Below are 22,733 nucleotides of genomic sequence, written 5' to 3'. Positions count from 1 at the left end.
TCAACGGGTGTTTGGGAACAGCGTCGCGCGGCGGCGCGTCAGCGCGACGCGTCCATTGCGGCGGCGTAGGGCTTCAACGCCAGCTTGGCGACCAGCGCGCGATGCACCTCGTCCGGGCCGTCGGCAAGGCGCAGAACGCGGGCGGCGGCGAACAATTCGGTCAAGGGCAGATCGTCGCACACCCCGGCCCCGCCATGCATCTGGATGGCCTGATCGACCACCATCTGGGCGACCGACGGCGCGACCACCTTGATTTGCGAAATCTCGCTCATCGCCCCCTTGACGCCGACATGGTCCATCATCCAGGCGGCCTTCAGCGTCAGCAGGCGGGCCTGATCGATGGCCATGCGGGCGTTGGCGATGATGTCGCCGTTGCCGCCCAGATGGGCCAGCGGCTTGCCAAAGGCGGTGCGCGACAGCGCGCGTTGGCACATCAGTTCGAACGCGCGTTCGGCGACGCCGATGGCGCGCATGCAATGGTGGATGCGGCCCGGACCCAAACGGCCCTGGGCGATCTCGAAGCCGCGCCCCGGCCCGGCGATGACGTTGGCCAGCGGCACGCGCACGTTGGTGAAGCTGACCTCGCCATGGCCGTGCGGCTCATGCAGCGCGCCGAACACCGGCAACATGCGTTCGATGACGAGGCCCGGCGCGTCGAGCGGCACGATCACCATCGAATGGCGGCGGTGCTTGTGCGCCTGGGCGTCGGTCAACCCCATGAAGATGACGAAGCGGCAATGGGGATGGCCGATCCCGGTGCTCCACCATTTGCGCCCGTTCAACACAATCTCGTCGCCCTCGACGATGGCGGTCGCCCGCATGTTGGTGGCGTCGGAGGAGGCGACCTCCGGTTCCGTCATGCAGAAGGCGGAGCGGATGCGCCCCTCCAGCAACGGCGCCAACCAGCGTTCCTTCTGCTCGGGCGAGCCGTATTGGACCAGAACCTCCATGTTGCCGGTGTCGGGGGCGTTGCAGTTGAAAACCTCCGGCGCGATGAAGGAACGCCCGGTCAACTCGGCCAACGGCGCGTAATCGACGTTGGACAGGCCGGCGCCATGCTCCTCGTCGGGCAGGAACAGGTTCCACAGCCCGGCGGCCTTGGCCTTGGCCTTCAGCTCTTCCATCACCGGGGGTTGGTTCCAGGGCAACGCCCCGGTTTTCAATTGGCGGCGATGCTCCGCTTCGGCGGGGACGACATGGTCGGCCATGAACGCGGCGACGCGCTCGATGAAGCGCCGGGCCTTGGGGGAATGAGCGAAATCCATGATTCGCAGCCGGTCCGTGACGAAGGGGTGGGGTTGTCTCTTGCCCCAACTGTCCGTCAGGCCACACAATGAAGCAAATGATGAGTCTTCATTCAGGACCATAAATTTCATGCATATCAGCCGCCTCGACCTCAACCTGTTCGTGGTGCTCAACGCCATCTACACGGAGGGCAACATCACCCGCGCGGCGCGCAGCCTGAACCTGACCCAACCGGCGCTCAGCCACGCGCTGGGGCGGTTGCGCGCGATGCTCGACGACCCGCTGTTCGTCCGCCAGGGGAGTCTTATGGCCCCGACGCCGCTGACGCGCGCGCTGATCGGGCCGGTGCGCCAGTCGCTCAACACGCTGGCGGCCAGCGTCCAGCAAGGCCATCGCTTCGACCCGGCCACGACCCGGCGCAGCTTCGCCATCGGCCTGCGCGACGTGCTGGAATCCAAACTGCTGCCGCCCCTGATCGGGCGGTTGAAACGCGACGCGCCGTTGATCGAACTGTCCTCCGTCCGCGCCGACCGGCGGGAGCTGGAATCCGATCTGGCCGCCGGGGCGCTCGACATGGCGGTGGACGTGCTGCTCAACCTGTCCAGCGCGGTGCGGCGGACGGCGCTGCTGCAAGACACGCTGGTGGTGGTCGCCCGCGACGGCCATCCGGTCCTCGCCGACGGGCTGGATCTGGACGGCTATCTGCGGCACAGCCATGTGCTGGTCTCATCCCGCCGCAAGGGCGGCGGAATCGAGGATCTGGAACTGGCCCGGCTGGGGCGGCACCGTCATGTGGCCCTGCGCTGCCAGCAGTATCACGCGGCCTGCCGGGTGGTGGCGGACAGCGACCTGCTGCTGACCATGCCCGAGCAATACGCGCAAGCCGCCAACCCAGCGCTGCCCAACCGGGTTCTGCCCCTGCCTTTCGCCACGCCGACGCTGGACGTCTATCTCTATTGGCACGAAGCGGTGGAGCAGGACCCGGCCAACCGCTGGCTGCGCGCGACGCTGCTGGAGCTGTTCGGCGGCTGATGCCGCTGACGAATGGCCTTGGTGCATGTCGGCGGCGAGGAGCGGGTTTGCGAGGTGTTTGGTCCTGGGATTTGATGGCGCATTATCCTCGCAGGCATGGAGGGATGCGCTTTGGGCCAAGTTCTACATGGGAGCGCCCGCACGACAGAGGCAGTCCGTTGAGCGATGCAACATAGTCAAAAGAGCCTGAGGGGGGCCTGACATCTCCACCGGCGAGGCCGAGTTCAGCGATCCGTCCGATCTCGCAACGACGGTCGCTGAGCACTGCTTCCGCGTCGCGCGCGGGCAGGCTCCCTGACGGCCCCTCCCCTGGCCTTCACCCAGCGATGGAAGCGTCCGAAATTCGATGACATGCGACCAAGCCATCCCTTAAGCTCCCCCGATGGTTGTTTCAAGATCGCTATCACCCTCTTCCGTCGTGGTGATCGCGGTCTTGCTCTATCCTGGGGAATCGGAGGGACCATGGCGTCGTTGCGCATCCTGTTGACGGACGACGTCCTGCTCTGCCTGGACGGCGCCTCCGTTGCCCGGAAGCCTCTCGGTTCCGCCGGGCTTGCCCGCATGAAGGGCTGGGCCGCCGCCTACGACACGGCGGTGCGGGCGCGACAGCCGGATCGGTTGTCGGCGGTCGGTCAGGACATCGCCGCGCTGCTGAACGAGGGCGATGGCTGGCTCGACGACCGCCTGACGCGGCCCGGTCCGGTGTCTCTCGAAATCCAGGCCGCCCATGATCGGGACGAGGCCGCGCAGATCCTGCTCGACGCGCCGTGGGAGCTTCTGGCGCCCGGCGGGCGATTCCTGGCGGCGGACCCCCACCGGCTCTTCCTGGTCGCCCGCCGTCTGGGCCAGCCCGAACCCTTCGACGCGCCCGAGCATGGCGACCTCGCCGTGCTGTTCATGGCGGCGGAGGTCGAGGGCCAGCACGCGCTGGACTATGAACGCGAGGAGGTCGCCTTTCTCGACGCCACCCGTGGTTTGAACGCCCACCTCGTGATCGAGGAGAGCGGCGGCGCGGCGGGCCTCGCCCTGCGGCTGAAGCAAAACCGGCGCTGGGAGGCGCTTCACCTCACCGGGCATGGCGATCTGGGCGCGAGCGGTCCCTATCTGGCGCTGGAAACCGACGAGGGCGCGTGCGACCCGGTCGATGCCGGGCGGCTCTGCGGCCTGCTTGGCGACGAGGAGCGGATGCCCCGGCTGGTCTTCCTGTCGGCCTGCCGGACCGCCGAGCGGCCGGGCAGCGGCGCCGCCTGTTTCGTCCAGGCGCTGGTCGGCGCCGGCGTCGCTAACGCGGTGGGGTGGGACGGTTCGGTCCAGGATGGCGACGCCATCCGCTTCGCCGAGACCTTCTATGGCGAACTCGCGGGCGGTCGGGCGGTGGTCCACGCGGCGGCGCAGGCCCGGCGCGCGTTGCTGACGATCCATCAGACCGGCGCGAAACAGCCGGGCGGACCGGCGGCGGACGGCGCCCATTGGCATCTGGCGCGGGTCTGGCTGGGGCCGCGCGGCGGCGGCGCCCTGCGCGAGGCGGGCAAGCCGACGCGGCCCGCCCATCGCAACGGGGCCGACAAGGCCTATCTTGACAAGGCCAAGGGACGGGTGCCGGTGGCGACGGCCGAGCAGTTCGTCGGGCGCCGCCGGGCGCTCCAGGCGGCGTTGCGCGCCTGGAGCGACGGCACTCCCGGCGTGCTGATCCAGGGGATGGGCAATCTCGGCAAATCGAGCCTGGCCGAGCGGATCGCCAGCCGTCTGGACGGGCACCGGGTGGTGGTGGTGTTCGAGCGCTACGACGCCCACGCGGTTTTCCACGCCCTGGTCGCCGCCTTGCCCGAGGATGACCAGACCGCCATCGTCGCGGCGCATGAGGCGGCGATCATCGACAATCCGGCGGCGTTGAAGCTGGCGCTGCAAAAGCTGTTGAAGGGGCCGTTCAGCGGCCATGGCGGCAGCCGACCGATCCTGCTGATCGTTGATGATCTCGAACGGATTCTGGCCGACCCGCAGCCGGGCGAGCGGGCCACCCCGTTCAAGACCCCGACCGCTGGCGCCGTCATCGGCGCGGTGATCGCCGCCTTCCGCGACGCCGGGCGGGACAGCGCCTCGCGGCTGCTGATCACCAGCCGGTATGAATTCGCGCTGACCGACGCGCGGGGCGACGATCTGGCGGGGCGCCTCAGCGTGGTCGCGCTGCCGCCGATGGACGCGGCGCAGCGGACCAAGCAGATGCGCACGGCGGCGCGGCTGAGTGGCCGGCTGCGCGACCCCGGCGCCGACCCCGCTCTCGACCGGCTGGAGGAGCGCGTCCGCGCGGCGGCGGGCGGCAATCCCGGCTTGCAGGAAATCCTGACCCGACCGCTGCTGACGGTCTGCGACCGCGCCGCCGGGGTGGCCGCCGCGACGCGGGCGGTGGCGGCGGTGGAAGACTATCTGGCCAACGGCCAGGCCCCGGCGGAGGACAGCGCGGCGCAGGAGTTCTTCCAGCGGGTGTCGCTGGAGGCGTTCCGGGCGATGCTGACGCCGACCGAGGCGATCCAGCTTCGCGCCGCGACGCTGTTCCCGCTGGCGGTTCCGCTGAAGGCGCTGGAGGAGGCGGGGCGCGCCGCCGGGATCGCCGACCCCGGCCCGGCGGTGGAACGGCTCCAGGGGCTGGGTCTGCTCGACCGCTACCGTGGCCCCGGCGACCGGCCCGACGGGGCGGTCAACCCGCTGGCCCGACCGCTGGCGCCGCCCTTGTCTCCGGCGGACAGAACCCTCCTGGCGGCGGCGGTGGTCGGAGATCTGCACGCCGCCTGGGCGGACGACGACGGGGAACTGCCGGAAAACATCCAGGCTGCCGCGCTCGCCGACCTCGCGCTGCTGGCCGAAGGCCCGCCGGGCCTCGTGCAGGCGGCGGTGTTGTCGGGCGGGCAATTCCTGTTCGACAGCGCCCACGAGGCGGCGCGGGCGCTGGATCTGGTGACGCGGGCCGTCGGTCTGCTCGACCGTTGCGGAGCGGCGCCGACGCCCGCGTTGCTGCGGTTTGGCGCGAAATGCGCCGAACGGCTTGGCCGGGGGGAGGAGCAGGACGGCTTCCTGACGCGGGCGGCCTCGGCGACGGACGGCGATCCGCGTCTTGCCGCCATGATTCTGCACGATCGCGGCGCGCGCCTGATCCAGACCGGCCAACCGGAGGAGGGCGAAACCCTGCTGCGCGAGGCGTCCGAACAATTTGAGCGGCTGGGCGACCTGCGCTCGCGCGCAGTGACCCTGGGCCGGATCGCCGACATCCTCACCACCCGTGGCGAGAGTGACGAGACCCTGCGCATCCGACGCGAGGAGCTACTCCCCGTCTATGAGCGGCTGGGCGACGAGCGCTCACGCGCGGTGACCCTGGGCCGGATCGCCAACATCCTCACCACCCGAGGCCAGACCGACGAGGCCCTGCGCATCCGACGCGAAGAGGAACTCCCCGTCTATGAGCGGCTGGGCGACGAGCGCTCGCGCGCGGTGACCATGGGCGAGATCGCCGACATCCTCATCACCCGCAGCCAGACCGACGAGGCCCTGCGCCTTTTGAGCGATGAGGTTCTGCCAGCCTTTGAGCGGCTGGGCGACGTGCGCTCGCGCGCGGTGGCCCTGGGCCGGATCGCCGACATTCTCACCACCCGCGGCCAGACCGACGAGGCCCTGCGCATCCAGCGCGAGGAGCAACTCCCCGTCTTTGAGCGGCTGAGCGACGTGCGTGAGCGCGCGGTGACCCTGGGCAAGATCGCCGACATATTCACCACCCGCGGCGAAACCGACGAGGCCCTGCGCATCCATCTGGACGAGCGCCTGCCGGTGGCCCAGCGGACGCAGGACCTGGACAGCCTCGCCCACATCCGCTTTTCCTGCGCCAGCATCCGCCTTCAAAGAGGAGGGCTGGAAAACGGTGAGGCCGCGACCATCGCCGAGGAACTCGCCGAGAGTTTCAGCCTCTACCAACGGATCGGGCGGGTCGATGGCATCGGCGCGGTCGGCGCGCTGTTCGGTCCGATTCTGGCGGCGGCCGGACAGACGGAGGCGGCGCTGGGCGTGCTCGATCAGGCCGCCGACGCCTTCACCACGCTCAGGGACAGCCAGGGCGTCGAGCGTGTCAGAACCCTCCAGGCCATCATCCGAAAGGCAGCGGAATGAGCATCACCATCACCATCGCCGGACCCAACGCCCCGGCGCTCGCCGCCGAGGTCGAGGCGTTCCTCGCCGACGCCCTCGCCACCCGGGCGGAGCGCCTTCCGCCGCCGGACGACCAGACCATCCAGCGCGGCGATCCGCTCGCCGTCGCCGCGCTGGTGCTGGCGATTCCCAGCGCCATAACCGCCACCCTCGACCTTGCCGCCCGCGCCCGGCTGGCCGAGCGGATCGACCGGCTTCTGGAGCGTGTGCGCGGCACGGCGGCGCCCGCCGACAGCCTGCGCCTGACCGGCGGCGCGGCGCCCGAACTCGACCTGATCACCGCCCAGCGCGACGCGGTGCTCGACCGGCTCGAACAGGCGCCGGACGGAACCGCCAAGGATCCGACCAAGGGGTGAAGGCCACGCGGCTCCCCCTCAATAATTGTGGATCGTTCGATCGACAACCCCGTTGCCCGGTGGCTGGTCGTCGTTGTAGCCGGTCACGGTGAATTGACGATCCACAGCGCCGTTTGCCGCCAGAGAAGCCGCCTGACTGATCGACAGACGCATGTGGCCCGGCTGCGGGCCGAAAATCGGGTCAACGTTGCCATTGTCACCGAAGAGAAAGGACTTGTTGTTCGCCGCGTTCATCTGGTCTCGACCAAACGGATGGTCCGGACCAAACGACGCTGGCACATGGTTGGTTGCGTACCGGCAATTTGTCAGGAAGAACTGCTGCGCATCGACGCTGTCGTGAAGATGGTCGACCGTGACCTGCGCAGGGTGCTGAAACCCGGCGTTCTCCCCGCAGGATATCACGGCGGCGCTTGGCCGTGTGGCGTTCAGGAAGGCGACGCTCGTCGCCGTGTCGGCGCCATGGTGCCCGCATTTGAAGGCGGCGAGGCGCGCGGCGCGCGGAAAGGCTCCGCCAATCGGGTTGGGCAGATCATTGTTCATGATCGCAGCGCCCACCAGATCCTCTCCTTCCGTCGGCAGATCGCCGCCGCTGTAAAACGTGAAGCCGTTGAAACGGATGACCAAACCGATGCTGTCATCGTTGTCCGGCTGCCCGCTGGCGATGGGAAGGCTGCGCTGCGGCGCCCGCCACACCATTTTCCGGCAAGCCACCACATGGACGGTGGGCGCGTTGAGGGGAAGAGGCGTTGCCCCCCACAGGATTTCTGAACCGAGGGCAGGGTCTTCCTCGTGGTTTCGCGCGATGCCGGGCGCCTGGACCCGGTAGTTCGACGAGATCGTCACCCGACCGTCAACCGCAAGCGCGTAATTGGCTGGTCGGTGCGGGGTGTCGCCAATGTCGATGATGCGGGTGTTGGCGCAGATCCCGCCCGTTTCAAAGCGCGACTCTCTGGGCAGCGCCGTCGCCAACGAACGGAACACGGCGCTGCGCGTCGAGTCGACGGTCTCTCCGTGTTCCAAGGCATTGGCGGCGGCGACGCCCGCAGCCTTGGCGACACGGTTTTGGCTGCTGGCGCTGACCAGAAGGCTGGGGTTGAGGTTCTGTTGGACCGACAAGAAACCTCGCGCGCTTTTGCAGCCGGTCTCAGCCGCAGCCGCGTCGTTCGCCGGAATGGCGGCAAGGAGGAGCGCCGCCGCCGCGCTGTACACCAAATTGCCGTAGGCGGCGCCGGGCAGCGAATATGCGCCAAGGACAACCGCCATGGCCGCCGAGGCCCCGTAGGCGATTCGCTGATTGCGGACAGCGCGAACGGACGCCTCGGCGTGTGCGGCCTGGGCAATCATGTCGGCGATGCGGTAGGCGTTGTCGGCGATGAGGAGGGACGCGATCCCACCGGAATGGTCGGAATCATAGTGGCTGACCAGGATGCTGTCGAGCCGCGCCACGCCCAGCGCGGCGATGTAATCATGCACCGTGCTCGCGGCTCCGCCTTCGCCGCCATCAATCAGCATCGTCCGCTGCTGCTGAATGGCGCCCCCGACAATCTCACGGGCGACCAGAAGCGCGCTTTCGCCCTGCCCCACGTCAATGGTGTGAATGTCGAGCTGCCAGGCCATGCCCGCCTCCTCCGATTCCATGGATTGTTGGGACTGTTGCCGCCCCCCTCCAGCGATGGACGCAGGGATGCGAACTGCTCATCAGGCAGCGTTGTCTTTTCCATCAATTTGGTCAATAAAAAATGTTGTTATTTCGCGATTATCCGTGAAAATATCACTATCAACCATCAGGTATCTTGCAGAAATGGTTTTTCTGGCGACATTAATTGTGAATGCCTTGCCATAAGTCAGCTTAATACCAAAAAATATAATTACTAATTGTTTCATAATCAGCCTATTTCATCAAAAGCAATCATATTTCACGAATGAAATATTTTGAAAATCTTTAAAGATGCAAAAAAATTAAGGAACATCAATTTTTGTTCTTCGGGGTTGACGTGACTTAATAATTGTGTGCTTGACTGTTTCATCCTCCGATCCGGAGAAATGCGCCCGCCCCGCCGGATTGTCGGTTGATGCGGAAACGCAGGCGAATCTGCAAAAGCGAGGCGGCGCCATGACCTCATCGACACCCGTTGATCCCGTGACCACCCTCGACGCTTTGAAGATCCGCCTGGACGGCGCGGTCGCGGCTGACGGTCATCTCGACCTGACGCCGGACCTTCTGCCCATCGGCGACCTCGCCATCTTCGTCGCTGACGCGCCCAACGGTCGCTTCCGATTGCTCCATCCGGCGTCAACCCTGAGCGGCGGCGGCGGGGATCGGCAGTTGATCCTCACCGGCGATTTGGTGGATTGGTGGACGCTGCCCCAAATCGGGGGCGGCCAACTTTCCACGATCACGATCAGGGCGCAGTTCACACAGGCGCAACCCGCCACCCCCATTCAGTCGCGGCTGACGGTCACGACCGCGCGACTGACGCTGGCGGGAACGGTCTATCCCGCCACCGGCACGCTTGATCCCGGCGGGCGGTGGCTCCGTCTCGCGGTGGTCGCCAGCGATCCGACGGCCGGTCGCCCTTCCCTGACGGCCTTGGTGACGGCGCTGATCGACCCCGTCGCGGCGGCGCGGGCGCCGGTCGGCGTCGTGGCCCTGAACGCTCTGTCGCTCAGCAGCGGGGAGCTGTGCTTCGGTTTCGCCACGGGGGTTGGCGCGTCGACGACGCTGACCGCCGCGTGCGATGGCGATTGGACGATCATCGACGGTGGATTGTTGGCGCTGCGCCAGCTTGGCGTCCGGTTGTGCGTTGTCCAGGGGCCGAGCGGCGGTGGATCCTCGCTGTCGTCCTGTTCGCTGGGCTATCACGCTGTTACGGATTTCTGCGGACAGGTCGTCACCGTCGCGCTGGCTCCAACCGTGACCGACCAGTGGCGGCTTGCCCTGTCCGTCGCCGACGGCGCCACGCTGCCGGGGCTGGCCGACATCGCCGGGTTCATCGGGGGCGACGCCCTGCGCAACACGGTCAAGACAGGCCTCGATCTTCTCGGGCTGGGCGACGTCACGGTGGACGCGGTCAGCGTGGACATCGACATGGCGCGGCGGTCGCTGACCACGCTGCTCATTCGCGGTCGCATCGGTTTCGCCGGAACCCTGTTGCAGGCCAGCGTCCAATTGCCCGATTTCCGCTTCGTCGCGACACTGCCCCCCGCCACGGTCGGGGGAGCGCCGGCGGTCATCTCCCTGGACCGCGCGGCGGCGCAATGCCTGGGCGAGGCCGCCGACCTTCCGACGCTGACCATCAACGCGCTCACACTTTCCGCCCACCCCTCCTCTGGCAGCTACGGCGTGTCCATGACGACCGAGCAGGATTGGAACTGGGCGGTCGGCGGGGCGGGCGGCCCGGTTTTGACGCTTCAGAACGTGGAGGCGTCCCTGTCCCGCATGCCGGGGGCGACCGGCGGAGGGCTGTCCGTCCGCGCCAGCATCGGCGGGGTCGATCTGGACCTCGGGGCCGACTATCTCGGCGCCGGCGCCGGGTGGTATTTCGCCGGCGCCGCGTCGACGCCGGGCGGGATCGACCTTGGCGGGGTTCTGCAGGACATCGTCCGCAAGCTGGGCGGCGATGTCCCCAGCGCGCTGATCACCGCCATCGGCTCCTTGTCCATCACCTCGCTGTCGATGATGGCCGACACCAAGACAGGCAGCTTCCAATTCAGCGGCGACGTCGCGCTGTCCGGCGGGCTTCCGCTGGGCGACAGCAGCTACACGCTGCGAACACGGGCGGTGATCACCTCGTCGGTGGACGCGACGTCCAAGCGGCGCGGCTACGCCGGTCACTTGGAGGCCGATTTCACCATCGGCGGCGCCGTCTTCGCGCTCACCTACGATTTCGGCCCCACCCCCTCGGTCATCACCGGACGCTGGCGGGACGATGGTCGCGGCCTCGTGATCGGCGTGGCCGACATCATGAAGGCTTTGTCCATCGACGCCGTGCTGCCGACGCCCTCGGGCCTCAACCTCAGCCTGAAGGCCGCGACCTTTGAGTATCGCGCGGCGCAACGCCTGTTCACCTTTTCCGCCGAATCCGCGCTGTTCGGTGACGCGTTCCTGACCATCGCCAAGGACGGACAGGGCAAATGGGGCGCGGTGTTCGGTGTGGACATTCCGGGAACCGCGCGTCTGTCCGACATTCCCGGCATCGGTAAAGACTTCAAGGCCGCCGACAGCCTGACGTTCAAACGGATGGCCGTGATGCTGGCGTCCACCGCGTTCACCAGCTACACGCCCCCGGTTTTGCCCCCTCTGCCCGCCCCAGCGGACACGGGTCCCTTTCCTGGCCGACTGACCGGCGGGCGGGCGACAACGCCGCTGGCCGCCGGGGCGACCCTGCCGTTGGCCGTCGGCCTATCGCTGACCGCAACCATTGATTTCGCCGCTTCGGGATCCGGCGACGCGGCGCTGAAGAACCTGCGCGGGCTGGTCGGAACCGATGAACTGCTGATGCTGGCCACGGTTGGACCAGCCGGGGTGTTCCTGTCGGCGACGCTGTCCGGCAGCGTCGGCATTCCCACCGGCGGGGGATCAAAGCTGACGCTGAGCAACCCGGCGGTGTCGCTGACCATGGGACCGGCGCCGAATTACCAGATATCCGGACGAATCGCCTTCGCGGTGTTCGGCACGCCGGTGGAGGCGACGGCCCGTCTGGTGATGGCCCCGACGCAGGCCCAAGTGGCGGTGTCCGTGTCCACCGCCACGGGGTCCTTGCCGTCACCCCCCGGCGTCAAGGGACTGCACTTGCAGCAGTTCGGCGTGATGATGGGGGTTTTCTTCGAACCTCCCGGTCTTGATTTTGGCATCCAGGGTCAGTTCCAGGTGGGCGAGACGCAGGCGTTGCGTGGCGACCAGTTCGCGCTGGTGCTTCAGGTGGTGGGCGACGTGCCGAACATCCTCTACCTGTCCTTCTACCTGGACCGGCTGGATTTCGGTCAGCTCATCACCGTGTTCACCGACCGCTCCGCCCCCGATCTGGTTCAGGCGATGAGCATCGTGAAGGCGTCGCAGCTCTCCTTCCGCTGGTGCGAGGCGCCGGTGGTGTTGCCCGATGGCAGCACGGCGCTGCCCGGTTTCGCGGTCAGCGCCAACATCGCCCTCCTGTCCCTGTCCGGTCATGTGGATCTGGCGGTCAGCACCGCGCAGGGCATCAGCGGCGCGGCGGAGATGGCGCCGGTCAACCTGAAGGGAGTTCTGCGCATCGCCGGCGACGGCAAGGGGCGGACACGAACCTGGCAGCAACGCGACGGCGTCTGGGCGGAGGTTTCCAACAACGCGGTCGTCCGCCAGACTCCGCCCCTGCCGACCCGTCAGGAAATTGTTGTGCCGCCCGGCGGCCCGGTCGTCGCCTTCAACTGTCTGACATCGCCCTTCCTGCAAGCGAGCTGGTCCATGTCGCTGTTCGACGTGGTGAACCAGACGGTGCAAGTGATGATCGCGGCCTCCGGCTTCGGCTTCGCCCTGACCTACAATGTCGCGGGAATCGAGCGGTTCGACCTGTCCTGCTCCCTGATGGACGGGCTGAACTTTGCGGCCAACGCCAACTGCCGGATCGGCGTCGACGCGACGGTCGGCCCTATCCATGTCAACGGCGTGTCGGTCGGCCGTCTGCGTGTGCAGGCGGTGGTGGCGGGCCGCCTCGACGTGGCGCTGACGACCGCGCGGTTCGCCCTGTCGCTGGGCGGCACGTTCGCCTTCATGGGGTTGACCGTCACTGTGCCGACGCTGTCGCTGTCGGTCGCCCCGGCCTCGCTGGCGGAACTGCCGCCCCAGCTCGTCAAGCAGATCGCCGACAACGCCGACAGCCTGTTTCAGGCGCTGTTCCGCGACGCCGGCGCCTGGGCGCGCATGGTGGCCGCCGGCGCCGTCACCGAGGTCGCCAACATGGGGGCCGTGCTGAACCAGGCCTACAAGCTGGCCGCCGCCGATGCGGCCAATGTGTTGAAGGGCGCCGGCTATGCGGTCGGCGATGTGGCCGCCCAGTTGAAGCAAGGGTACGGATTGACGGCAAACGCGATGGCCGCCGCGCTGAAGGGCGCTGGCTACGCCGCCACCGACGCCGCCAACGCGCTGAAGCAAAGCTATGGCGCCGCCGCCGACGCGGCGGCCTCCTCCCTGAAGACGGCGGGCTATGCCGCCAACGATGTCGCCCGCGCGCTGAACCAGAGCTATGGGCTGGCCGCCGACGCCACGGCGACCGTCATGAAGGGGCTGAACTATTCCGCGAACGAGGTGGGGGGCGCGGTCAACGCCGTTTACGGCAACTCCGCCGACGTCGCCACCCAAGCCCTCAAGGCGGCTGGCTACACCGCCGAACAGACCGGCGATTACGTCAAGAGCGCCTTCAATCTGGGATCGGACGCGCTGAACTCCGCCCTGTCCCAAGCAGGCTATGCGACCGACGACGTCAAAAACTACTTCAACAAGCTGGGCGGTGATTTCTCCAAATCCTTCAAGAAGACATTCAAGAAGTTCAATCCCAAGAAATGGTGAGCGAATGACGGCGTCGACGCGCCATCAGACCGAACCCGGATGGGGCCGGTGTGATCAGGCCGGTGGCCGACGGGTCGCCGGGAGCGCGGTCGAAAGCGGCGAGAACCAGCGTCGCCCGCCGCTCACCGCCTTCAGCGCCGCCCGCGTGACCGATCACCGCATGCGGACAGGCGCCGGGCATGACGCAGGCCAGCCCCGGCTGTGGCGGCGCCAGCTGACCACCCCGCTCGCGCATGGTTCGGCGGGCGTGGCCACGCGGACGATCCCACCGGGCTGGTTTGACAGCGCGGTGCTGCTGGAATCGCTTTGCCATGTCTCCGACAAGGGGCGCTTGCTGGCGTTGCTGCGCGAGACCTGCGGCCGATTGGTGGCGCGCGTCAACGGCCAGGATGAAGCGCCACCGGGAACCGCCTTTGGCGACACCATGCGCATGATCGATTCGGCGACCCAGCGCCAAACGGTGGAGGCGGCGGGCTGGCGCATCCGGCATTGGCGCGACCGGCGGCGCGAAGCCGTTCCGTCCGTCGCCGCGTGGGCGCGCCGACTGCGCGCCATCCCCGCAACCGAACACGGCCATATCGAGACCTTGCGCGCTTGGTGCGCCCATGTCGCCGATGACCCAAAGGGCTGGGGCGAGGCCAATCCCCTGATTGAACTGGCGGCCGATTGAGGGAATGTGGGTGTCGAATTTGGCGGCTTTTTGACGCCCTCCAAAGAGAAGCTTTGCGCCGTCATCGCCGTTGGCATCGAAAACGCCTGTTTTTGGCCGAGCATCTGTGCCGCGCGCTGCGCGACGACCGGCCAGAGGATGGGCGATGCCGGTGTCCATCGGCGAAACTCTGGACTTCCTCGGCCAGATGCTGATCGAAGCGGAAGACCCGGCGCTGCCGCCTCGCGGGCGCCCGGTGGACCGGCGTCCAGGGGTTCCGCACGCAGCATCTGCTGCGCCAACCGGACCTGTCGTCCGAAGCGGGCGTGTCCGTTCCACCCGCCCCGTCCCTGACGAAACCGCAGTTCGCTCCCGCCGGTCCGTTTGGCAATTCGCCGGAAACCAAACGTTTGACGTGGTTCAACGGCCATCAGGGAGATGTTTGGGTATCTTCTGATAAGCTGCGTCTCGCTTGGCCTGGAGTGCGAGCGCCTCCCGCTGCGCAATCTGGGCTTCCAGGGTGGTGAGGCGCCAACATCCAGGCACGTGACAATCGGCTCAATCGATCAGTTTGCCGTCCTTGAAGAAGGGGTGGGGGCCATCGAAGGCGCCGATGGCGGCGGTGTGGCTGACAATGCCGGTTTCGGCGCGCCACGCGTGGATCTGGTAGCCCGGAGGCTCCATCACGAAGGCCGAGGGCGCCTCGTCGCGCAGGTCGAGCGCCACTTGGTGCGCGGTGGACGGCGCGGTGGACGCCAGCGTGCCAGCCCAGCGGACCTGAATCGGTCGGTGCAGATGGCCGCACAACACCCGCTCCACCTGCGGGTGGCGACGGATCACCGCCGCCTGCGCCGCCGCCCCGGTCAGGCCGAGCCGGTCCATGTGGCCGATGCCGGTTGCGAAGGGCGGGTGGTGCTGGAAGACGATGGTCGGGCGGTCGGGCTGTTCGGACAAGCGAGCGTCGAGCCAAGACAGCCGTTCCGCGCACAGTTCGCCTGCGCCCGAGCCGGGCAGCACCGTGTCCAGCCCGATCAGGCGGACCGGCCAATCCTCCACCGTGTACTGGAAGAAGGGATTGCCGTTGACGCGCGCCGCCAATTCGGGAAAGGCGCGGGCGAGGCCGGACCGCTCGTCGTGGTTGCCGGCCACGGGGAAGAGCGGCGCCCGCAGGGGGCGGAGCAGCTCTGTCAGTCGGTCATATTCGTCGGCGCCGCCGCTGTCCACCAGATCGCCGGTCAGCAGCACAAGGTCGGGCGCCGGGACCAGCGCCCCGATGGCCGCGACGGCGCGTTCGAGGAACAGGGCGGTGTCGACCCGACCATAGGCGAGGCGACCTTGCGGCTTGATGTGGGTGTCGGTGATCTGGACGATGAGCATGGGGGGCGCCTGAAAGGTCAAAAATGGACGGTTGAGGCCGAGAACGCTCAAGGCTGGGGAAGATTCAGAAGCCGGGACGGGTCGAGGCGCAGCCCCACCCGGTCGCCGCGCGCCAGCCCGCTGCGGCTGGCGGCGTCCACCGTCAGGGGCGGGCCGTCGCCCGTCTCCACCACCAGCCGGGTGCGGTCGCCAAGGAAGACGGCGGCGGCGACGAGGCCGTCGAGATGCGTGTCCTCCTCCCCCTCGGCGGCGAGCGCGATGTCCTCCGGTCGGATCAGAAGCTCGACCGGCCCGTCCGGCCCGCTCCAGGGAAAGGCGCCGCGCCCAAGCCGCAACGCGCCGGACTGCGCCTGACCGCTGACGCGGTTCATGGCGCCGATGAAATCGGCGACGAAGCCGTCGGTCGGGCGATGGTAGATGTCGCGCGGCGTGCCGATCTGGGCGACGCGCCCCTTGGCCATCACCACGATGCGGTCGCCCAACGCCATCGCCTCGCCCTGATCGTGGGTGACGTAGACGGCGGTGACGCCCAACCCCCGCAAAAGCCGGTCGATGTCCAGCCGCAGGCTGTCGCGCAGCTTGGCGTCGAGCGCCGTCAGCGGCTCGTCCAGCAGCAGCACGCGCGGGCGAACCACCAGCGCGCGGGCCAGCGCCACCCGCTGCCGCTGCCCGCCCGACAACTGATCGACGCGGCGCCCGGCGAACGCGCCGAGATGCATCAGATCCAGCATCTCCTCCACCCGCCGCTCGCGGTCGGCGCGTTCGACGCGGCGGACCTTCAGGCCGTAGGCGACGTTCTCCGCCACGCTCATGTTGGGGAACAGGGCGTAGCTTTGGAACACCATGCCGACGTTGCGCCGCTCGATGGGAAGCGCGGTCACGTCCTCCTCGCCGAACCAGACGCGCCCGCCGGGGTCGGGGCTTTCCAGCCCGGCGATCATGCGCAGCGTCGTCGTCTTGCCGCAGCCGGACGGGCCGAGAAAGACGATGGTCTCGCCGCCCCGGATGGTCAGATCCAGCGGCTCCAGCGCGCGGCTGCCGCCGGGAAACGTCTTGCCGCAGGATTCCAAGCGGATTGGAACGGCGTCGAGGTGGAAGCGGTCGGTCATGGTCAAGGTCTCACGGTGCGGAACGGTCGTGGCGGGCGAGCCACTGAAGCAGGATCAGGCTGGGCACGATCATGATGAAGAAGACCAGGGTGTAGGCGCTGCCGATCTCGATCCGCAGCGAGGCGTAGCTGTCCGCCAGCCCGACCGGCAGCGTCTTGGTCATCGGCGTGTGGAGCAGCCAGGTCAGGTTGAACTCGCCGACCGACAAGGTCAGCACCATCAACGAACCGGCGAGAATGCCGGAGCGGCAGTTGGGCAGCACCACGCTGAAGAAGCGCCGGGCGAATCCAGCCCCCAGGCTGGCCGCCCCTTCCTCCAACGTCTTCAAATCAATGGAGGTCATCACCGCCAACACGGCGCGCACCATGAAGGGCAAGGTGAACAGGACATGGCCGATCAAGATGAAGAGCCAGCTTCGCCGCAGATCGCCGACGCCGCCATAGGTGACGATCAGCGCCAGCGCGGTGGCGAGGCCGGGGACCGCCACCGGCATCATCAGCAGCTCCTCCACCGCTCGGGCGACCGCCCCCTGCCGACGGGCCAGCGCGTAGGCGGCGGGAACCCCCAGCAGCAGCGTGCAGCCCAGGCAGGCAAAGGCGATGCGTAAAGAGAGGAAGATCGTGTCGGCGTAGAGCCGCCACACCTCCTCAACCCAACGCAGGGTCAGGCCGCTCTTGATGCCGACGAAGTAATTGGCGGTAACGCCAGCCAGCATCGACATCGCCACGGGCGCCATCAGCAAGGCGCAGACGAGAAGCGTGAAGACCAACTGCGCCCAGAAGGATAGGCCGCGTCGGGAGAGCGTCATGGTGGTCATCGTCGTCACCCCGCCGCCGCGACGGAGGAACCGGCGAAGCTGCGGGCCAGCGCCAGCGCTGCCCAGGTGATGAGGCCAAGCAGAAAGCTGAGCGCCGCCGCCGTGGCGATGTTCGCCTGGAGCGTGAATTCGGTGTAGATGGTCATGGGCAGCACGTTGATCCGGGTGGCGAGCGTGAAGGCGGTGCCGAAGGCGCCCATGGAGGTCGCGAAGGCGATGGCGCCCGCCGACAGCAGCGCCGGTTTCAGGGCCGGCAGAATCACGTCGGCGACCACCCGCCAGGGCGACGCCCCCAGCGAGCGCGCCGCCTCCTCCAGCCGGGGGGCGAGCTTTTCCGCCGCCGCCATCACGGTCAGGATGACGCGCGGGATCGAGAAATAGACATAGCCCAGGAACAGCCCGGTCATTGAATAGGCGAAGACCAGCTTGGATCCGGTCAGCGCCTGGGTGATGGCGCCGATCAACCCCTGGCGCCCGGCCATCATGATGACCATGAAGCCGATCACCACGCCGGGGAAGGCCAGCGGGAAGGTCAGCATGGCGACCAGAATCGCGTGGCCGGGAAAGCGGTGGCGCACCAGGAACAGCCCGGCCACGGTCGACACGGCGAGCGTCACGGCGGTGACGCCCGCCGACAGCAGAAGCGTCGCGATCAGGCTGTCCAGATGGTTGCGGTTGGTCAGGATGGTGGCGTAGACAGCCCAGCCCTCGTCCCCGCCGCCGCCGATGACGAAGAGGCGGGCCAACGGCAGCAGGAAGAAGGCGGCGAACAGCGCGGCGGTCGGGGCCAGCAAGGCGGCCAACCGCAGGGAGTCCCGCGACTGGGGATCGAGCCGGGCCGTCACGCTCACTTCACGTCCGCCTGATAGCGGGTCATGAAGCCCTTCTGCGCCTCGGCCATCCGGGCGAGATCGACGGGCTTGGCGCGGGCGTAGTCCGAGGCGGGCAGAAATTTGGCGGCGGTGTCGGGCGACATGGCGACGGCGCGCACCGGACGCATGAAGGCGTTCGCCCACAGCGCCTGGCCCTTGTCGGACAGCACATAGTCCAGCACCTTCTTGCCGTTCTCCGGGTTGGGGCTGTTCTTGACCAACGCCATGACGTAGGGAACGGAGACCGATCCCTCCGCTGGGATGACGAAGGCGGTCGGCGCCTTGTCGGTGTTCTTGGCGCGGTAGGCGTTGAAATCGTAATCGATCAGGATCGGGATCTCGCCGGACAGGACGCGGGCGTAGGAGGTCTGCTTGGGCACGATGGGCTGGTTCTTCTGGAGCGCCTGGAACCAGCCGATCGCCTTGTCGAAGTTGGCGTAGTCGCCGCCCAGCGCCAGATTGACCGCCACCGCGCCGACATAGCCGACGGCGGCGCTGGTCGGGTCGAGGTAGCCGACCATCCCGGCATAGTCGGGCTTCAGCAGGTCGGCCCAGCTCTGCGGGACCGGCTTGCCGCCCAGCGCCTCGGTGTTGACGAAGAAGCCCAGCGTGCCGGAATGGATGGCGAACCATGCGCCGTCCGGGTCCTTCATGTCGGCCGGGATCTGGTCCCAAACCGCCGGTTTGTAGGGCGTGATGACCCCGGCCGCCTTGGTCTGGATGCCAGCCGGGCCGCCGAGATAGACGACGTTGGCCACCGGCTTGTCCTTCTCCGCGATCATGGCGGCGAGCGCTTGGCCGGAGTTCTTGTTGTCGAACGGCACGGCGATGCCGAGATCATCCTTGATCGCCTTGAGCTGCGCGGCCCAGTCGGCCCATTCCGGCGGGCAATTGTAGCAGATGGCGGTCTGTTGGGCAGTCGCAGCAGCAGCCGGGGCCGGAGCGACGATGGTGGAGGCGATGGCGGCCAGGGCGGCCACGCCGAGAACAAACGGTTTGAGCATGATGTCTGGTCTTTCCGTTCAGAATGAGAGGGGCCGTTCAGAGTGAGGGGGAGCTTAGGATTTGGGGGTGGGATTGGCGGCAGGCGCCAGCGGGGCCGGGCCGAGGGATTCGCCCATGCGAAGCTCGAAGGGCAGCGTGAGGACGGCGCCTTGCGGTTCGTGGGCAAATCCCGCCCGCAGGGTCTCGAAGGCGGCGCGGCCCATCGCGCGGGCCGGTTGCACCAGCGTGGCGAGGCTGGGTGAGACCAGCGCGCCGACCTCGATCCCATCAAAGCCGCAGACGGAGACGTCGCCCGGAACCGACAGGCCAAGGTCACGGATGGCGCGGATGGTGGCCAGCGCCAGAAGATCGTTGGAGGCGAACAGGGCGGTCGGGCGGTCCGCGCCGGTCAGATGGGGGGCGAGGCGCGTGGCCAGCCGGGTGTCGGTGAAATCGACTTCGATCACCGGCCCGGCGGGCAGTCCGGCGGTGGCGAGCGCGGCGAGCCAACCGGCGTGACGGCGGCAGGAGCGGTCGGAATGCAGGAAGCGCCCGGCGACCATGCCGATGCGGCGGTGGCCAAGCGCCGTCATCCGCTCGACGATCGCCCGCGCCGCCGCGACGTTGTCCACCGACACATGGGCGCGCCCGGAGGTCAGCGGCTGGTTGTAGACCAGAACATAGGGGGTCTGCGCCGCGTCGAGCGTGTCGAGCGAGGCGCTGCGGTCGGCGTCGGCGACGGTCAGCACCAGCCCTTCCACCCGGTTGGACAGCAGGCTTTCGATGGCCCGCGCTTCGCGGTCGGGGCTGTAGTCCGTCGAGGCGATGAGAACGCTGTAACCAGCTTCGTCCGCCGCGTCCTGGATGCCGGCGACGCTCTCGGCGAAAACGGGATTCGAGAGCGATGGGATCAGCACGCCGACCGTGCGCGTGCGCGCCGCCTTCAAGCTGCGGCCGATGGTGCTGGGACGGAAAGTCAGGGCGGCCACCGCCAGCCGCACCTTTTCGGCGGTTTCCGGCGTGGTGACGCCGCTGCCATTCAGCACGCGGGAGACTGTGGCGATCGACACGCCCGCCTTCGCCGCCACATCCCGTATCGTCGCCGTCCGCGCCATCGCCCTAACCCGCCGTTCCTGTTCGGGCGGCAGGATGCGTGTGGGCTGTTTCAACCGTGTGACGCTATGGAAACGGTTCCATGAAGATTGAAAACGTTTTCATTGCGCCATGCGTAGACCAGGAGCGCGCGGGGGCGGCGTTGGAGGGCGTTGGTTCAGAAATGGGATGATGTCGCGCTGGCGAATGGCGGCCCGACGAGACCTTGGCCTTCCCCGCAAAGGTCGCCGCCATGCTCTCGTTCGCCTGCCGCTTCCAGGCTGCGATCATCGTCTGATGGGCACATGCTTCGCCGACAACTCCGCCAGCGTGTGTTCGCCTTTGATGGCCTCCAGCGCGACCTTCGCCTCGAAGGCCGATGTGTACCGCTTGGGTGCTCGATGTCGTCTTCGACGAGGAGCGCGCCCGACCCGACATCTCCGTCCACCGAAAGCGCAAACGGTCAGGATGGTCCAACGAATTCGTCCGATCCATCATTGGCCAAATGCGATGACCCTGTGATGGGACCGCTTGCGCCTTGACAGATGCAAATGGCGATGGCCTTGCTTTTCTTGACGGTTCGATTTGAGTGGGTTCGATGTCCGACGCCATCGGGGACACGTCCCCTGCCCTGCGCTTCGACAGCCTGGAGATGCCGACCGAGGAAGGTTTCTGGCGCTGGCGCGACCAGATGTCGCCGATCTTCGACGTCGGCGTCTCCAGGGACGCCGTGGGGTCGTTTCGCGGAAGCCTGCACACCTATCATTTGGGCAGCGTGCTGCTCGGTCGCTGCACCACGGTGACGCAGTCCTTCGACCGCAGCCGGCAGCTGATCGCCCGCAGCGGCATCGACCATTATCTGGTCCAGTTGCAGCGCCAGGGAAGATCCCGGGGCGTGATGGGACGGCGCGAGGTCGATGTCGGGCCGGGTGACGTCTGCATCCTGGATCTGGCGCAGACCATCCACACCGTCGATAACGACATCGACAGCCTGACCCTCTGCCTGCCGCGAGAAATGCTGGCCCCGCTGGTGACCGCTCCAGACGAGTTGCACGGGTTGGGGCTGCCGGGCGGCAGCCCTCTCGGCGCCTTGCTGTCCGCCCATGTCCGCTCGCTCTACAGGGCGGCGGAGGCCTTGTCGCCGCGCGACGCCCTGACGGTGACGCGGGGGACCGCCGCCCTCGTCGCCGGCTGCCTGGGGCCGACCATCGACGCGCTCGATCTCGTCCGGCCGCAGATGCAGGCATCGCGCATGGCCGCGATCAAACGCTACATCGACATGTGCCTGGGCGATCCGGATTTCGGCGCGGCTCAGATCGCCGAAGCGTTCGGCGTCTCGCGCCCGACCCTGTACCGGCTGTTCGAGCCGCTGGGCGGTGTCGCCGCCTATATCCTGCGGCGGCGGCTCGACCGCAGTCTGGCGGATCTGACCTCCTCGCACCGGCGCCGGCGCGTCGCCGACATCGCCCACCGCTGGGGCTTCCGGTCGGAGGCGGCGTTCAGCCGCGCCTTCAGGGCGGCCTTCGGAATGACCCCACGCGACGTGCGAAGCAGCAGGCAGGGGTTGCGGTCTTCGGCTGCCGGTTCGACCGATGCCTTCAAGCGCTGGTTCCACGAGCTGGCGATTCTGTGAAGCTCGGACAAGGCGCTGGACCTTGTGGTGTTGGTGCAGCGAGGGGGGGGCGGACGCACCGAAGCCCGACCCGTCTTTCGATCAGGCGCTACGGACGGAGTTCGGGCGTGCTTGATCGCTCATCTGATCCAGCGACGGCCCGACCTGGGAGGCGTCGCCGTCGTTGGTGGTCGCATCGACGGCCAGATGCAGCTTTCCCCAGGTCCGGCGCCCGCGCACGCCATGCTTGTCACGGCGCCACTCGCCGGCGCCAAAGACCTTCAGCCCGGTGCTGTCGATCACCAGGGTGATCGGGAACCGGCAGGTCCACGCCCATGAGGTCCAGCAACGAGCTGAGCAGCCCTTCGGTCTGGCGCGGCGGTTGATGGAAGACGAGGCGGACCATGACCGTCGTTTCGATCACAGGATTCGAATAGCGCGCCTGACCGCCCGGCGTCGTGCGCGGCGCCGCCCGCTAGGCGGCGATCACCGCGTCGCTGACCCACAGCGTCAGACTGCCGCGCCTCTCACGCAAGCAAAGCTTGCGCTGACGGCGTCAGGCGAAGCACGGCTTCGCCGAGAGCAGACGCAAGCCAGCTTCGGACGCGGCCCAATTCGTCACCTGGAACCGCATCTTCGGAATGTGATGGCGGCGGTCGTCATTGTGCTTGTTCGGCATGCCGGGCGCTGACCAGTCCACGAAAAGGAAAAGAAGTTGTTCTGTAGGGCCGCACCACCACCTGCCAACACGGTCATCGCCTCGCTGCACCAAAACTGCGGCTCTCCATTTTTCCAGGGAAACTCCAGTCCTGTCGCGTGCGAAGACCACGAAGGCTTGCCGCGCCCAACGCGGACG

15 protein-coding genes and 3 pseudogenes are annotated in these 22,733 nt (G+C 67.8%); 8 read left to right on the top strand and 10 right to left on the bottom strand.

What is annotated here, in order from left to right:
• Nucleotides 1–38: 38 nt before the first annotated feature.
• Entirely contained in the window at nt 39–1,265 is a 1,227-nt protein-coding gene (locus tag D3877_RS25275; protein WP_119833544.1) for an acyl-CoA dehydrogenase family protein, read from the bottom strand.
• 109 nt (nt 1,266–1,374) lie between these two features.
• Between D3877_RS25275 and D3877_RS25270 the strand changes: the two genes are divergently transcribed.
• From D3877_RS25270 to D3877_RS25260, 3 genes are all read left to right on the top strand, one after another.
• Nucleotides 1,375–2,277, top strand: coding sequence for a LysR family transcriptional regulator (locus D3877_RS25270; protein ID WP_119833543.1), 903 nt, complete (start codon nt 1,375–1,377; stop codon nt 2,275–2,277).
• A gap of 462 nt (nt 2,278–2,739) precedes the next feature.
• Nucleotides 2,740–6,429 carry a CHAT domain-containing protein gene (locus D3877_RS30910; protein ID WP_119833542.1) on the top strand — a complete coding sequence of 1,230 codons (3,690 nt, stop codon included), beginning with the start codon at nt 2,740–2,742 and terminating at the stop codon, nt 6,427–6,429.
• Nucleotides 6,426–6,824: a hypothetical protein gene (locus D3877_RS25260; RefSeq protein ID WP_119833541.1), complete on the top strand. Its 399-nt coding sequence runs from the start codon at nt 6,426–6,428 to the stop codon at nt 6,822–6,824. Before D3877_RS30910 ends, D3877_RS25260 begins: the two co-directional genes overlap by 4 nt.
• A gap of 18 nt (nt 6,825–6,842) precedes the next feature.
• On the opposite strand, the gene D3877_RS25255 is transcribed toward D3877_RS25260, so the two are convergent.
• Nucleotides 6,843–8,336, bottom strand: a complete 1,494-nt coding sequence (locus D3877_RS25255) for a ComEC/Rec2 family competence protein (RefSeq protein WP_147395293.1) — start codon at nt 8,334–8,336, stop codon at nt 6,843–6,845.
• On the opposite strand from D3877_RS25255, the gene D3877_RS29625 reads away from it, so the two are divergent.
• From D3877_RS29625 to D3877_RS25245, 3 genes are all read left to right on the top strand, one after another.
• Nucleotides 8,292–8,699 carry a hypothetical protein gene (locus D3877_RS29625; protein WP_147395292.1) on the top strand — a complete coding sequence of 136 codons (408 nt, stop codon included), beginning with the start codon at nt 8,292–8,294 and terminating at the stop codon, nt 8,697–8,699. The two genes, D3877_RS25255 and D3877_RS29625, sit on opposite strands and share 45 nt — an antisense overlap.
• A 238-nt stretch (nt 8,700–8,937) precedes the next feature.
• Nucleotides 8,938–13,365: a hypothetical protein gene (locus D3877_RS25250; RefSeq protein ID WP_119833539.1), complete on the top strand. Its 4,428-nt coding sequence runs from the start codon at nt 8,938–8,940 to the stop codon at nt 13,363–13,365.
• Nucleotides 13,366–13,369: 4 nt separating this feature from the next.
• Nucleotides 13,370–14,035 carry a hypothetical protein gene (locus D3877_RS25245; RefSeq protein WP_119833538.1) on the top strand — a complete coding sequence of 222 codons (666 nt, stop codon included), beginning with the start codon at nt 13,370–13,372 and terminating at the stop codon, nt 14,033–14,035.
• A gap of 537 nt (nt 14,036–14,572) precedes the next feature.
• Here the strand turns inward: D3877_RS25245 and D3877_RS25240 are convergent.
• The 7 genes and pseudogenes from D3877_RS25240 to D3877_RS25210 all read right to left on the bottom strand — a co-directional run.
• Nucleotides 14,573–15,391, bottom strand: coding sequence for a phosphodiesterase (locus D3877_RS25240; protein ID WP_119833537.1), 819 nt, complete (start codon nt 15,389–15,391; stop codon nt 14,573–14,575).
• Between the two features lie 47 nt (nt 15,392–15,438).
• Complete coding sequence (locus tag D3877_RS25235; protein WP_119833536.1) at nt 15,439–16,500, bottom strand: ABC transporter ATP-binding protein; 1,062 nt, start codon at nt 16,498–16,500, stop codon at nt 15,439–15,441.
• A gap of 10 nt (nt 16,501–16,510) precedes the next feature.
• The gene (locus D3877_RS25230; protein WP_199720959.1) at nt 16,511–17,317 is read right to left on the bottom strand and encodes an ABC transporter permease; all 807 of its coding nucleotides are present in this window, start codon (nt 17,315–17,317) and stop codon (nt 16,511–16,513) included.
• A 5-nt stretch (nt 17,318–17,322) separates the two neighbouring features.
• A complete protein-coding gene (locus tag D3877_RS25225; RefSeq protein ID WP_119833535.1) occupies nt 17,323–18,168 on the bottom strand; it encodes an ABC transporter permease in 846 nt (281 codons plus the stop codon).
• Nucleotides 18,165–19,193, bottom strand: a complete 1,029-nt coding sequence (locus D3877_RS25220) for an ABC transporter substrate-binding protein (protein ID WP_119833534.1) — start codon at nt 19,191–19,193, stop codon at nt 18,165–18,167. The genes D3877_RS25225 and D3877_RS25220 overlap by 4 nt, the downstream gene beginning before the upstream one ends.
• 54 nt (nt 19,194–19,247) lie before the next feature.
• Nucleotides 19,248–20,342 (bottom strand): LacI family DNA-binding transcriptional regulator, encoded by a 1,095-nt coding sequence (locus D3877_RS25215; RefSeq protein ID WP_238475073.1) that lies wholly within the window; start codon nt 20,340–20,342, stop codon nt 19,248–19,250.
• Between the two features lie 151 nt (nt 20,343–20,493).
• A pseudogene (locus tag D3877_RS25210) lies at nt 20,494–20,621 on the bottom strand (IS3 family transposase); the annotation flags it as partial.
• 35 nt (nt 20,622–20,656) lie between these two features.
• Between D3877_RS25210 and D3877_RS31095 the strand changes: the two are divergent.
• A pseudogene (locus D3877_RS31095) lies at nt 20,657–20,779 on the top strand (ISAs1 family transposase); the annotation flags it as partial.
• 84 nt (nt 20,780–20,863) lie between these two features.
• Nucleotides 20,864–21,898 (top strand): AraC-like ligand-binding domain-containing protein, encoded by a 1,035-nt coding sequence (locus D3877_RS25205; protein WP_238475081.1) that lies wholly within the window; start codon nt 20,864–20,866, stop codon nt 21,896–21,898.
• A gap of 111 nt (nt 21,899–22,009) precedes the next feature.
• Here D3877_RS25205 and D3877_RS30675 read toward each other — a convergent pair.
• Nucleotides 22,010–22,556, bottom strand: a pseudogene (locus tag D3877_RS30675) (transposase); the annotation flags it as partial.
• Between the last annotated feature and the right edge of the window lie 177 nt (nt 22,557–22,733).

The organism is Azospirillum cavernae (genome assembly GCF_003590795.1).
GTDB lineage: Bacteria > Pseudomonadota > Alphaproteobacteria > Azospirillales > Azospirillaceae > Azospirillum > Azospirillum cavernae.
This window is presented reverse-complemented; position numbering and strand designations above follow the sequence as displayed.

Excerpts from the sequence above, each read along its gene's own strand:
- D3877_RS25260 (WP_119833541.1), top strand. The coding sequence starts at position 6,426 with ATGAGCATCACCATCACCATCGCCGGACCCAACGCCCCGGCGCTCGCC.
- D3877_RS25220 (WP_119833534.1), bottom strand. The coding sequence starts at position 19,193 with ATGCTCAAACCGTTTGTTCTCGGCGTGGCCGCCCTGGCCGCCATCGCC.
- D3877_RS25230 (WP_199720959.1), bottom strand. The coding sequence starts at position 17,317 with ATGACCACCATGACGCTCTCCCGACGCGGCCTATCCTTCTGGGCGCAG.
- D3877_RS29625 (WP_147395292.1), top strand. The coding sequence starts at position 8,292 with ATGCACCGTGCTCGCGGCTCCGCCTTCGCCGCCATCAATCAGCATCGT.
- D3877_RS25245 (WP_119833538.1), top strand. The coding sequence starts at position 13,370 with ATGACGGCGTCGACGCGCCATCAGACCGAACCCGGATGGGGCCGGTGT.
- D3877_RS25240 (WP_119833537.1), bottom strand. The coding sequence starts at position 15,391 with ATGCTCATCGTCCAGATCACCGACACCCACATCAAGCCGCAAGGTCGC.
- D3877_RS25235 (WP_119833536.1), bottom strand. The coding sequence starts at position 16,500 with ATGACCGACCGCTTCCACCTCGACGCCGTTCCAATCCGCTTGGAATCC.
- D3877_RS30910 (WP_119833542.1), top strand. The coding sequence starts at position 2,740 with ATGGCGTCGTTGCGCATCCTGTTGACGGACGACGTCCTGCTCTGCCTG.
- D3877_RS25255 (WP_147395293.1), bottom strand. The coding sequence starts at position 8,336 with ATGCTGATTGATGGCGGCGAAGGCGGAGCCGCGAGCACGGTGCATGAT.
- D3877_RS25270 (WP_119833543.1), top strand. The coding sequence starts at position 1,375 with ATGCATATCAGCCGCCTCGACCTCAACCTGTTCGTGGTGCTCAACGCC.
- D3877_RS25205 (WP_238475081.1), top strand. The coding sequence starts at position 20,864 with ATGTCCGACGCCATCGGGGACACGTCCCCTGCCCTGCGCTTCGACAGC.
- D3877_RS25275 (WP_119833544.1), bottom strand. The coding sequence starts at position 1,265 with ATGGATTTCGCTCATTCCCCCAAGGCCCGGCGCTTCATCGAGCGCGTC.
- D3877_RS25250 (WP_119833539.1), top strand. The coding sequence starts at position 8,938 with ATGACCTCATCGACACCCGTTGATCCCGTGACCACCCTCGACGCTTTG.